The sequence below is a fragment of the Chryseolinea lacunae genome, assembly GCF_016735595.1.
GTDB classification, from domain to species: domain Bacteria; phylum Bacteroidota; class Bacteroidia; order Cytophagales; family Cyclobacteriaceae; genus Chryseolinea; species Chryseolinea lacunae.
This window is the reverse complement of the sequence record NZ_JAERRB010000009.1, coordinates 107,626-120,425: the sequence shown is the minus strand read 5'-3', so window position 1 is coordinate 120,425 and position 12,800 is coordinate 107,626. Positions and strand designations below refer to the sequence as shown.

The 12,800-nt window shown below is 44.9% G+C and carries 13 protein-coding genes; all 13 read left to right on the top strand.

The window, feature by feature from the left end; genetic code table 11:
* Positions 1 to 22 precede the first annotated feature (22 nt).
* The 13 genes from JI741_RS22565 (at position 23) to JI741_RS22505 (ending at position 12,800) form a co-directional block, all read left to right on the top strand.
* Positions 23 to 901, top strand: coding sequence for an ABC transporter permease (locus tag JI741_RS22565; RefSeq protein ID WP_202013689.1), 879 nt, complete (start codon positions 23 to 25; stop codon positions 899 to 901).
* Positions 902 to 910: 9 nt separating this feature from the next.
* Entirely contained in the window at positions 911 to 2,176 is a 1,266-nt protein-coding gene (locus JI741_RS22560) for an ABC transporter ATP-binding protein (protein WP_202013688.1), read from the top strand.
* A 34-nt stretch (positions 2,177 to 2,210) separates the two neighbouring features.
* Positions 2,211 to 2,825, top strand: a complete 615-nt coding sequence (locus JI741_RS22555) for an acyltransferase (RefSeq protein ID WP_202013687.1) — start codon at positions 2,211 to 2,213, stop codon at positions 2,823 to 2,825.
* 4 nt (positions 2,826 to 2,829) lie between these two features.
* Positions 2,830 to 3,582 (top strand): TylF/MycF/NovP-related O-methyltransferase, encoded by a 753-nt coding sequence (locus JI741_RS22550; RefSeq protein ID WP_202013686.1) that lies wholly within the window; start codon positions 2,830 to 2,832, stop codon positions 3,580 to 3,582.
* 2 nt (positions 3,583 to 3,584) lie between these two features.
* On the top strand, positions 3,585 to 4,307 hold the full coding sequence (locus tag JI741_RS22545; protein WP_202013685.1) for a class I SAM-dependent methyltransferase: 723 nt from the start codon (positions 3,585 to 3,587) through the stop codon (positions 4,305 to 4,307).
* 13 nt (positions 4,308 to 4,320) lie between these two features.
* Positions 4,321 to 5,439: a glycosyltransferase gene (locus tag JI741_RS22540; protein WP_202013684.1), complete on the top strand. Its 1,119-nt coding sequence runs from the start codon at positions 4,321 to 4,323 to the stop codon at positions 5,437 to 5,439.
* 68 nt (positions 5,440 to 5,507) lie between these two features.
* On the top strand, positions 5,508 to 6,914 hold the full coding sequence (locus JI741_RS32975) for an acyltransferase (RefSeq protein ID WP_304494609.1): 1,407 nt from the start codon (positions 5,508 to 5,510) through the stop codon (positions 6,912 to 6,914).
* Positions 6,911 to 7,705 carry an FkbM family methyltransferase gene (locus JI741_RS22530; protein ID WP_202013683.1) on the top strand — a complete coding sequence of 265 codons (795 nt, stop codon included), beginning with the start codon at positions 6,911 to 6,913 and terminating at the stop codon, positions 7,703 to 7,705. Before JI741_RS32975 ends, JI741_RS22530 begins: the two co-directional genes overlap by 4 nt.
* A complete protein-coding gene (locus JI741_RS22525) occupies positions 7,689 to 8,984 on the top strand; it encodes a glycosyltransferase (RefSeq protein WP_202013682.1) in 1,296 nt (431 codons plus the stop codon). Before JI741_RS22530 ends, JI741_RS22525 begins: the two co-directional genes overlap by 17 nt.
* Before the next feature lie 7 nt (positions 8,985 to 8,991).
* A complete protein-coding gene (locus JI741_RS22520) occupies positions 8,992 to 9,855 on the top strand; it encodes a glycosyltransferase family 2 protein (RefSeq protein ID WP_236676227.1) in 864 nt (287 codons plus the stop codon).
* 87 nt (positions 9,856 to 9,942) lie between these two features.
* The gene (locus JI741_RS22515) at positions 9,943 to 10,752 is read left to right on the top strand and encodes a glycosyltransferase family 2 protein (RefSeq protein ID WP_202013681.1); all 810 of its coding nucleotides are present in this window, start codon (positions 9,943 to 9,945) and stop codon (positions 10,750 to 10,752) included.
* Positions 10,752 to 11,603, top strand: a complete 852-nt coding sequence (locus JI741_RS22510) for a glycosyltransferase family 2 protein (RefSeq protein WP_236676226.1) — start codon at positions 10,752 to 10,754, stop codon at positions 11,601 to 11,603. Before JI741_RS22515 ends, JI741_RS22510 begins: the two co-directional genes overlap by 1 nt.
* Before the next feature lie 12 nt (positions 11,604 to 11,615).
* Complete coding sequence (locus tag JI741_RS22505) at positions 11,616 to 12,800, top strand: outer membrane protein assembly factor BamB family protein (RefSeq protein ID WP_202013679.1); 1,185 nt, start codon at positions 11,616 to 11,618, stop codon at positions 12,798 to 12,800.

Below are 12,800 nucleotides of genomic sequence, written 5' to 3'. Positions count from 1 at the left end.
AGGCTTATTAGATTTGAAAATCATGAGTGATAAAGTCGATCAAAATTCAGTGTCAATAGTTGAGACGAAATGGGATGTTGTCTTGTCGTCGAATAAGGGATTCTTCAACATACCCTGGAGAGATGTTCTTCGGTATAAGGACTTGCTTTACATGTTTGTAAAGCGTGATGTTATCGTAATATACAAGCAGACGATATTGGGGCCAATTTGGTTCTTTGTTCAACCTATTCTAACAACCATCGTTTACATTGTGGTTTTTGGAGGCATCGCTGGGATTTCGACGGATGGTATCCCTAAAGCATTGTTTTATAGTTCGGGCATTATCATCTGGAATTATTTCTCAGAATCCCTAACGCTCACATCAAAGACTTTTCTTGAGAATGCCAACATATTTGGTAAGGTGTATTTTCCACGGATAATTGTGCCCATTGCGAAAGTAACTTCCGGGCTATTGAAATTCTTAGTTCAATTTCTGTTTTTTCTTGTTGTGTTGGCCGTATATGTACTGAAGGGCACGGAAATCCACGTCAGCTATCATATTGTTTTTGTCCCATTCCTGCTGATTTGTATTGCTTTGTTAGGCATGGGATTGGGGATAATCTTCACGTCACTGACTACCAAGTATAGAGACCTTAATTTCCTTATCCAATTTGGCGTGAGCCTAATGATGTATGCAACTCCAGTTATTTATCCGTTGTCATCTGTTCCACAAAAGTATAAGGGGCTGATTTTGATGAATCCAGTAACACATCTTGTTGAGGGGTTCCGCTTTGCCTTTACGGGATCTGGTGTTTGGTCATGGGGCGGTCTAGGCTACACAGGGTTGGTAACAGTGATTGTCCTTTCCCTAGGAATTCTGATTTTTAGTAAGGTGGAGAATACGTTCATGGATACCGTGTAGAAACTAGATATGAGCAGAGCTATTGAAGTAGAGAGTTTGGGAAAATTGTATCGCCTTGGCGAGGTTGGAACAGGAACGCTCAGCCACGACCTTAAGCGCTGGTGGGCTAAGGCTCGCGGGCAAGGTGATCCCTATGCAAAAGTGGGGCAATTGAATGACCGTACGAAGGCGGCATCCAAGAATGAGTATGTGTGGGCCTTAAAAGATATTAGCTTTAATATCAATAAAGGTGACGTTGTGGGTATCATTGGCAGGAATGGTGCGGGTAAATCGACACTTCTGAAGGTCCTCTCAAGAATAACTGCCCCATCGGAAGGCAATGTGAGAATAAAAGGTCGAATTGCATCTCTCCTTGAAGTGGGAACCGGTTTTCATACAGAAATGACTGGCCGGGAGAATGTGTTTATGAATGGGACCATTCTCGGTATGACGAGGTACGAGATTGCAAGCAAGTTTGATGACATCGTTGACTTTGCCGGGGTGTCAAAATATATAGATACACCGGTGAAAAGATATTCTTCAGGAATGATGGTGCGTTTGGGGTTTGCCGTTGCAGCCTTTCTGGAACCAGAGATTTTGATTGTTGATGAAGTTCTCGCCGTTGGAGATTTTGAGTTCCAGGAAAGAGCACTTGGTAAGATGAAGGAAGTGAGTAAAAATGGTGGCAGGACTGTTCTTTTTGTAAGTCACAATATGCAAGCTATTAGCATTCTGTGTAAAAAGTCTTTCTTGCTTAAGTCAGGTTCTCTTGCAATGGAAGGTGAAACTGAATCGGTGATTAATAGTTATTTACTTGAAAATAAAGTTGATCATTCAAAGCTGACTTACGAAAAAGAGAATAAGTCCGATGAATCTAGAATTGAAAAGCTGTACTTAAAAACTACCCGCCCAAACAATATTCAGGACAACGGGCAGCCAATGAGCATTGTATTTGAAATAGATAATAAAGTTAAGATTGACGGTGCAGCGATTGCTATTGAGATTGTCAACGCTTATGATGAGAGAATTCTAAATCTCACGCTATATCACAACAACATGAATTTTTGTGATATAACTGGAAAATTCAAATTGGAGTGTGTGATTCCAAAATGTAGGCTTTATATGGGTAACTATAGATTGAAGGTGCATTTTACAGCCAACTACGGAAGGACTAAGATAGAGATGTTGAATGATGTCTGCTATTTTGAAGTGACGATGTTAAATTTGGAAAGATCCTATCCGTGGACGATCAATGAGATGAAGTATATAGAAGATTATAAATGGATTTTGTCATAGGAGCGTTTTTTTTGAATTGCAGAACTTTTATGCGATGAAAGAGCTAAGACAACTTTTGAAAAATGCTTTATTTGGTGTTATCCTGAGGTGCTACAAGGTCGATGGTTCACTTAGAGCGAGAGTACGTAAGCATTTGATGAAGACTACCCCTGGGATAAAAATAGGCAAGGGGGTTTTTATTTCGGAAACTGCGGTGTTGGAAATTGTTTCTGGAGGTACAATAGAAATTGGTGATAATGCTAGAATCTATGAGGGTGTCATATTGAAGACCTATGGCGGCGGCATAAAAATAGGGCGCAATTGTAGCATCAATCCATATACTATCATTTACGGTCATGGAGGAACTTGGATCGGAGATAATGTTCTGATAGCAGGTCACAATATGATCATTCCCAATAATCATGTATTCAGTGATTCTAACGCGCCGATTGCGCTTCAAGGGAATGTGAGTAAAGGAATTGTTATCAACGATGATGTATGGATTGGGCACGCCTGCAGCATACTGGATGGCGTTGAAATTGGACGGGGATGTGTTGTGGCGGCAGGGAGCGTCGTGACGAAAACTGTTTCTCCGTTTAAAGTTATTGGTGGGGTGCCTGCCAGGATCATAAAGGAAAGAGGTAATCGGGAATTTGAAGTTAAAAAATAAAAGAATGCTACGTAAAATTTATAATGCCATAAGGGGCAGAAAGAAAGCGCCAAAGAGTGCTGTTCAAAAAAGTGTTCCACTGGACATTGGTGCTTTTGAAGCCGAAGTGTTTGGTAAAGTCACCCCATATACCATGACAAGTATTGATAGGGTCAAGTGTCTTATTGATTCAGTGAATTATATAACTAAGAATAGAATAGAAGGGGATTTTGTTGAGTGTGGAGTTTGGAAGGGAGGAAGTGTGATGGCAATGGCCTACACGTTGATTGAATCAAAAGACACGTCTCGAAAAATTCATCTCTATGATACTTTCGATGGAATGAGTGCCCCTACTGATATGGATGAAGATTTGAAGGGGGTAAAGGCGTCTGAGCGCCTCGCTTCAGAAAGTAAAGAAACGTCGTGGGGATGGGCATATTCGCCGATAGATGAAGTACAGAAGAATATTGCATCAACGGGATATCCGGCTTCGAATTTTAATTTTATAAAAGGAAAAGCTGAAGATACAATTCCGTCCAACGTGCCTTCAAAAATAGCACTATTAAGGCTTGATACCGATTGGTATGAGTCCACCCGGGTGGAAATGGAGTATTTGTTTCCAAGGCTGGCAAAGGGTGGGATTTTGATTATTGATGACTATGGACATTGGAAGGGATGCAGAAAGGCGATCGATGAATATTTGGAAAAAAACAAAATTCAGATCTTTTTAAGCCGAATTGATTATACGGGGCGTGTGGCGGTAAAACTAAATGATTGAGTATGTCAACAGAAGTTGATGGTTCTAAAGATAATTTTGTCAACATCAAGAATGATAGGGATACGCTCGATGTATATTTTCATCGTAAGGCGATCGTCTCTTCGCTCACGAATCGTTTGCCATTTTTCGCTGGAAAACTTTTAGATGTAGGATGTGGAAAGATGCCCTATCGAAATTTCATCACCACCAATAGCACCGTCAGTTCTTATTTGGGTATGGACATAGAAGGTGCTCTGAAGTACGATTCTGTTATTAAGCCTGATATTTTGTGGGATGGAAAAGCTATGCCACTTGAGAATAATACATTTGACATAGTAATGGCGACAGAAGTGTTTGAACATTGCCCAGATACTAATCTGGTATTGTCTGAGATATACAGGGTGCTCAAACCGGGAGGCTTTTTGTTTTTTACTGTCCCATTTTTATGGCCCCTTCATGAGGTGCCGTACGACGAATATAGATTCACACCTTTTTCCCTTGATAGGGAACTGCGCAAGGTTGGTTTTTTAGATATAGACATTAAGCCTCTCGGTGGATGGCATGCGAGTATGGCGCAAATGCTCGGGCTTTGGATCAAGAGGGCACCAATGAATAAGTTAACGCGGAATATGATTATTCCGTTCATACGACCTATTCAATCCTATTTGATTAAGCGTGACGTCATCGCAAAAAAATGGAAGGAAAGTACGATGATAACCGGGCTGGTAGGCTTCATTCGGAAATGAAATCAGAAAATTGATGACAAAATCAATTGCCATCGTTAGCCCGAATAAGGATGCCTATTCGGAGACTTTCATTCAAGCGCATAGGAAATTGCTGAGTGGTAAGGTTTTTTACTATTATGGAGGTGGCTTCCCTTCTTTTTACGATGACACAGCTCTTGGAACCAAAGTTTTTTTTAAGGGTGTCTTGCATCGGGTGCTGAGATCATGCTTTTACCGACAGTTCTCCAGTAAAGAGTTTCTACTTGCTAAATCATTCCGAACAAACAAAATCAAAGTTGTACTGGCCGAGTATGGGCCCACCGCCGTTGCCGTACTAAAAGTTGTTCGTGTACTTGGTATTCCGATGGTAGTGCATTTTCATGGTTATGATGCCACTCATAAACCTACTCTCGAAAGAAATAGCAATGGCTATAAGGAAGTATTTAAGTACGCTACAGCAATTATTGCGGTTTCAAGAGCGATGGAGAAGCAGCTCATTGCACTGGGCGCTCCCGCGGAGAAGATTGTGTATAACCCGTATGGCGTAGATAACTCCTTCCTTACGTTAAGTCCAACCTTTGTTACTAAACAGTTTTTGTCTGTTGGACGATTTGTTGATAAAAAGGCGCCCTATTTGACTCTTATTAGTTTCAAGCACGTGCTTGAAAAGCATCCTGATGCTAAACTGGTTATGGTAGGTGATGGCGTGCTTTGGGAAGTTTGCAAGGAATTGATTAATGCTTTTGAAATGGGCAATAATGTGAATTTAATTGGCCCACTCGGGCGTGATGAAATTCAGGATCTAATGGTCAACTCGATTGCATTTGTTCAACATTCAATCACTCCGTCCCATGGAGATTCTGAAGGAACGCCCGTCGCCATTTTGGAAGCACAAGCACTCGGCTTACCAGTGATAGCAACTCGTCACGCTGGAATAATAGACGTCGTGGAAGAGGGGGTTACAGGTCTTTTGTGCGACGAACGTGATGTGAAATCAATGAGCCAGCATCTACTGTTTATTTTAGAAAACAGAGAACTAGCGAGGAAAATGGGCGTGGCAGGTAAGGAGAAGATTCATCGCCATTTCACTATGGAGAGGCACATACGTCTTCTTAATGAAGGAATTGAAATTATTCTTAATAGACCTAGATAATGCGACTGGCACCCATAGTATTGTTTGTTTACAATCGTCCGAGGCACACACTTCAGACCCTGGAGGCATTGTCTAAAAATGAATTGGCAAATGAATCTACGTTGTATGTCTATGCCGACGGCGCCAAGGATCATGCGTCGGTTGAGGATGTCGAAGCGATTGCCGAGATAGAATCAATCGTGAAAAGCAGGGCGTGGTGTAAGGAAATAGTATTTGTTAAGCGAGAGAAAAACATCGGCCTTGCAGAGAACATAAGCGGTGGTGTCACTGAAATAGTTAATCGTTATGGGAAGGTTATTGTGTTGGAGGACGATATTGTTACTTCGCCTGGTTTTTTGAAGTATATGAATGACGGCCTGACTACCTATGAACACGACGAGCGAGTTATGCAGGTTTCTGCCTTCATGTTTCCAGTGAAAGAGTCGTTGCCTGCAACTTTTTTTACCTGCCTTAATTTATGCTGGGGATGGGGAACGTGGAAGAGGTCGTGGCAGCATTTTGTGAAGGATGAAAAATCTTTGATAAATAAATTCGCTACGCAAGAGGATCGGAAGCGGTTTAATCTTGATAATTCGTATGATTTCTTTAGTCAGCTATGGTTCAACTACACCGGAAGGATCAAAACCTGGGCGGTGAAATGGTACGCTTCTATGTTCTTTATGAACGGGTTGGCATTGCATCCAAACAAATCATTAATAAGAAATATAGGATTGGATAATACGGGAACGAACTCTACGCCCAATGAGTTTTATGAGGTGAATGGATCGAACCCCAATGTTGAGGTGAACAGAGTTGAGATTGAACAAAGTGTAATTGGAACGGAAGCTATAAAGAGTTATTATCGGCTATCTGAGTCCGCAAAAAAAGCGAAGCCCAACAAACTCTTCAAAGTTGTGAAGGGCCTTAGCATTTTTTATAAGCTACCGCTCTTCATTCTCGAACTGTATAAGAAAAGAGAGTTGATTATTTATTCCAAGAAACGTCTAACGATCAAGGGCGCTTTTATTAGCCCCCTGTCGACATTTCATTTTGATGATGCTAGGGACATTAATTTTGGAAAGGGATGTTACGTGGGAGAGTTTACTACTGTTTGGGTGATTAATAATAGCAAGGAGGTACGGAACTCTTGTCTGATAGTTGGAGACAATACATACATAGGTGAGCAGAATAACATCAGAGCTTCGGGAGGGAAAATTTCAATCGGCAAGAATTGCTTGATCTCTCAGCAGGTCAGCATTATTGCTGCAAATCATGAATACAAGAAAGAGGACCTGATAAGAAATCAACCCTGGAGTCGGGTGAATAACTTTGTGTCCATCGGTGATGATGTTTGGGTCGGGTGTGGCGTGCAAATATTGGCAGGTGTCACTATTGGAAATGGAGCAGTGGTTGCTGCCGGCAGTGTTGTGACGAAAGATGTAGACCCCTACACAATTGTAGCAGGCGTTCCCGCTAAAAAAGTAAACTCAAGATGATGCTTAACAAAGTTTATACTAAACTTGTTGCCCTGCTGAAGGCCAGGATAGAAAATGCTGATCCTATTGTGAAACAGCTAAAAGGCACACCTCGCTATGTTCCGGGCTCAATTGTCTTGCGAGGTCATACATTCAAATATGCAGACAGTGCGTCGTTTCTTTTCACCTACGAGGAAATCTATAAAAGATCGATCTATAAATTTCTGAGCACCCGCGAGCGACCCTTCATTATCGACGCCGGTGCGAATATCGGTGTGAGCGTTTTGTATTTCAAACAACTCTATGGGAATGCCCGGGTTGTAGCGTTTGAACCCGACAAGAAGATATTTGCAATTCTGCAGGACAATGTGAATGCGTTTGGTTTGCAGAATGTGACGTTGGTAAACAAAGGTCTGTGGAATGAAGAAAAAGAGTTGAGATTTTATGCGGAGGGCGCCGATGCCGGGAGAATCTCTACCGACACAACCGCCAGCCATGTGATTGATGTGGTTTCTCTGCGAAGCTATTTGAGCGAGCCCGTAGATTTGCTGAAAATAGACATTGAGGGCGCTGAGATGATTGTGCTAAAGGATTGTGAAAGCCACCTGCAGCATGTGAAAAACATTTTTGTGGAGTATCATTCATTTGTAGGGCAGGAGCAATCGCTTCCTGAATTGTTGGATATTTTGAAGCGGGCCGGATTTCGATTGAACATAAATGCGCCGGGGCTGATCTCGAAAAATCCGTTTGTGAAAGTGAATGCATACAACGGCATGGACATGCAACTGAATATTTATGGCATCCGATCTTAAAGTGCTCCATGTAAATACGCTGGATCAGGGTGGCGCGGCAAATGCGTGCATACGCCTGCACAAAAGCCTGTTGGATCTGCATGTCGATTCCAAGTTGTTGGTTCGGAAGAAGACCAAGAACATTCCGCAGAGTTTTCTGTTCAGACCATCGTCGCGTTGGGACAAGGCCATGCTTCGGGCGCGAAAAGTTCTTCATGAGCTGAAACTGGTCGACGATCCAACACGCAACCGGCAAGAGCGAGCGCAACAGCAGTTTAAAAAAAAACTTCCTCCAGGGTCTGAATATTTCAGCTTTCCCGAGTCGGCTGCCGACATCACTTCGTCCGCAGTATATCGTGAGTCGGACATCATTCATCTGCATTGGGTGGCAGACTTTTTAGATTACCCTTCTTTCTTTCGCCTGAACAAGAAACCTGTCATTTGGACCCTGCACGACATGGGGCCGTTTCAAGGGGGCATTCACTATGAAGAGAAATTTCAGGGAATGACGGATGCCGGTGGGCAAAAGGAGAATGAGATGCTGGGATCGCTTCGACAAACACTGGAACACAACCTCGCGATTAAGATCAAAGCCTTATCGGACGTGAAGGACCTTCATATTGTGGCACCGTCCAGGTGGTTGACGGAGTGTTCTAAAGGCAGCGCATTGTTCAAACGTTTTCCACACAGCACCATTCCCTACGGCCTCGACACAACAATCTTCGCGCCACGCGACAAACGATATTCTCGCGAATTGCTGGGAATGCCGGTGGATAAAACATGTTTGCTTTTTGTGGCAGACAATCTCCAAAATCACCGGAAGGGATTTGCTTTTCTGCAAAGGGCATTGACCGAACTCAATGCGAACGATGTTGAGCTATGTGCCATTGGCCTGAAGAAGGGCGACATTCCCAATAGTAATGTCAGATTCCTCGGGCGAATAGAAGATGAGCGGATGATGAGTGTTGCCTACTCTGCGGCCGACGCGTTTATCATTCCGTCTGTGGAAGACAATCTGCCAAATACTGTCCTTGAATCCTTGTTATGCGGAACGCCGGTCATCGGATTTCCCGTAGGAGGCGTAGTCGACATGGTGGAGCACGGACACAATGGACTGCTGTGCGATCGCATCACCGCCGATGCATTGAAGGACACAATTTTTAAGTTTTTGAAAAACACGCGAATGTTTGATTCGGCCGATATTCGTAGAAAGGCCAGTGAGAAGTATAATCTTCGTGTGCAGGCGAATGCTTACTTAGGTCTTTATACACAGATTAAGAGTGTCGTAAATAAAGGATAACAATAGATTGAAAATCTCCATCATCACTCCCAACTATAATCAAGGCGAGTTCCTTGAACGGACCATTCTCTCGGTGCTGGGGCAGGGGTATGACCGCCTGGAGTATATTATCATTGACGGTGGGAGCACGGATAATTCTTTGGCGATCATAAAGAAATATGAACAGCACCTGGCCTACTGGGTGAGCGAGAAAGATGCTGGTCTCTACGATGCGTTGAACAAGGGTTTTGCAAAAGCCACGGGCGACATTATGGGCTGGCTCAACTCTGACGATATTTTGATGACTGGTGCGCTTCTTACGGTGCACGACGCCTTCAGCCGTTTTCCACAAGTGAAGTGGGTAACGGGCATGCCTTCGTCAATTGACGAGCAGGACAGGATCATTTCGTTTCAGCCGGTGCAGTCCTGGTCAAGGCTGAAGATTGTATCCGGGCAATATCGCTGGATCCAGCAGGAGTCTACCTACTGGCGCCGGGAGTTGTGGCAGGCTTCGGGTGCGCGGTTGGACCCTTCGTTTTCGTTGGCCGGAGACTTTGAATTGTGGGCACGATTCTTCCGGCACGAAAAACTGTTCAGTATCCATATCGCGATGGCCGGTTTTCGGAAGCGGAGTCAACAACAGAAGTCGTTGGAAGGGCTCCAGGCGTACATCAAGCAAGTACACACGATTTTGTTGCGCGAAGGTGCATTGCTTTCGGGTTCTGAAAAGCGCAAGGTGCGGATCATACGGATCCTACGGCCGCTCATGGATTTTCTGCCCGACAAGCTGAGGCGTCGTGGCTTACGTGTGTTGCGAAAGCTTCAAGGGCTTACGCCGGTGATAGCACGCGATCGTTCGTCGAACACATTAGTGATGACATCGTCAAAGTAAAAAGGAACGATGCCACCACTTCTTTGCACCCCGGTGATGTTGGAAAAGTGGGACATCTTTTTCAACTATTAATTCTGAAAATGCAGCATGAACGCATGGCCTAAAATATCGATCGTTACTCCGAGCTATAACCAGGGTAAATTCCTGGAAGAAACCATACTGTCGGTTTTGTCGCAGGAGTATCCGAACCTGGAGTATATCATCATTGATGGTGGCAGCACCGATCAGTCGGTGGAAATTATCCGGCAGTATGCCGACCGTCTCAGTTATTGGGAAAGCGAACGCGACCGGGGTTTTGGTCACGCCATCAATAAGGGATTCTCGCGGGCGACTGGCGAAATTCTGTGCTGGCTGAATTCGGATGATGTGTTGCTTCCGGGGGCTTTGCTGACGGTAGGGAAATATTTCGCGCGCCATGCCGACGTCGGGCTTGTGTTTAGCGACAGGCACGTCATTGGCGAACAATCGGACTTACTCTTCAAACGAAAGTATTTCTTTTATCTGCCCGGCCAGCTCAGGTTCGCTAAAACACTTCCTCAGGAATGTACGTTCTGGCGACGCACGGCTTTTGACAAAGCCGGTCCCTATCTGAATGAAGAATTGAAATTTGCTATCGACCTTGAGTTGTGGTGTCGCCTGTCGAAGGTGACCACGTTCAGGCACATCCCTTTGTTTTTGGGAGCTTTTCGGGATCAGCCACTTTCGAAAAGCACAACCCTGCTGGACCTTGGCCGAACGGAAAGGCAAGCCATCATCGCGAAATATTTCGAACGCTATCCCTCGCAGCTGGCGCTGAAAGTCTACCAGGCTTGGCTCACCACGTTGCGCCGGGTGTACAGGTTGCTTGGTATCGAGTCGTGGAAGCGGAAGAAAATCCTTAACGAGTCAGGCCAGTGATGTCAACCCGAAAAAGCCCCTTGCTATCGATCATCACGCCGACCTACAATCGTGCTGCTTCGCTGCCGGCTATGCTGGACAGTGTGCTTCGGCAGGAGTACGAAGACTGGGAAGTTGTTGTTGCAGATGATGGGTCTACAGACAACACGCCGGAAATTTTAGCGCCTTATCTGAACGATAGGAGAATACGGTATTTTCAAAAGCCCAATTCCGGAGTTTCTGATACGCGAAATTTTGCGGTGGAAAAATCTGTGGGCGAATACCTGTTCTTTCTGGACAGTGACGATCTGCTGCGCGAGGGTACTTTGTCGGCCTTCGGAAAATCCATAGAACAAACGCACGCGGACGTACTCTTCGGTTCTTGTCGTATGGTGAAGGACGGTGTGGAGAAGATAAAAGAGCCGTCGGACCTTGGCCAGATTTTTAATCATGTGAAAGGCTTGTTTTTGGCCGGAGCATTTTGCATCAAAAAGGATGTTTTTATGACGGTGGGGGGATATAACACTACACTGAAGTTTAGCGAGAACTATGAGCTTGGCATCCGCGTATGTCAGCACACGGTCAACTATGCCGTTGTTCGCCATGTGACAGCCGACTACTTCATTCATTCGCAGAAGCGGACGAGCAACAGTTTTGAAAATAAAGTACATTCGAATCTGTATATCTTAAATACATACGATGCGATTTTGAAAACCGATCCACGATATTTATCAACCATCCTAAGCCAAACAGGCTACCTTTACCGTGCCCTTGGAAACCGTGGCATGGCCCGAAGCTACTTCCTGAAGAGTTTTCGTGTTAACCCCTTCAACGGCCGCAACCTGTATCGATTCTTAACCAGTTTTACCTAACCCGTAGTGCCTATGTTTTTGTTTGATCGTGAACGCACCGGCAGGCTCCCCTTTGAGTTGGGGCAGCGCGCGTTTCCGGAACTGGTGTGGGAAACAACACTGCGTCAGTATCCTGTTAAGGGACCGGAGTCTACTGCTGTTTTTGATGACCAGGGCAATCTTTATTTTGGATGTCACGACAATGGCATTTATTCGCTCGATCCATCGGGAAAAATTCGCTGGCAGTTTCAGACCGAAGACAAGGTATACTCCAGTCCGATGCTGTTGAACAACCGGATATATATTTGTGCCAATAAATCGGACGTGCTTTGTTTGCGCCTGGACGGAACGTTGGATTGGGTTTTTCACGGATTCAAGCAGCTGGCAAGCTTGTCGAAAATGAAACGCGTCTTGGCGAATGTCTATAGCTATTGGTGCTATGACTACGAGTTTCGCAAGTACATGAAAATAAACGCGTGGGGTTCGCCCAACCAGGTTCGAAAGGACACAATTGTGGTGAATTTATATGGTTTGGGTGTGGTGGCGCTGGACGCGACCTCCGGTGCATTGAAATGGCGCAGGGATTTGGGGTTACCTTACAATCACCTGGCAGGCGTGGCTGTATCAAACGTAGCGGGGCAAGATCACATCGCGGCGGTGTCGCAGTCTAACGGCATCTTCTGGCTCGATGAGCAGGGCAAAATAGTTTGGCGACGTGCCTTGAAAAGAGGTTATAATTCATGGGGCAACCCGTCTATTGATGCTGCCGACAACGCCATCTATTGTTCGACGAGTAAAGGTAATGTGTCGGCAATAGTATACAAATTCAGCTTTGCCGGCGCGCTGCTTTGGAAGCATGAAATGGCTGCCGGAATTCGGGGGAGCATCGCTGTGTCGCATACTGATTTTGTGGTTGTGCCCACGATGCGGGGCGAGCTTCTTTTTCTTGACAAGAAGCAAGGACGCGTGCAGGTGCGCAAAGACATTGCCACGAAAGATCGCGGTCTGTGGACAAGTGTGAGCATGGATTTGCATGATACACTGCTGGTCAATACAAAAGCGAGTCAACATTCCGGAGCCATGCTGCGCATATCCAGAAGTGGAGACGTGCAATGGAAAGTGGAGTATGGCAAGGCCCTGGCAGTGCCGGTGCTGGACAAAGAAGGTCATATCTTTACGGCAACGTGGGAAGGAAAATATTTAAAGTATAAGAGTTAA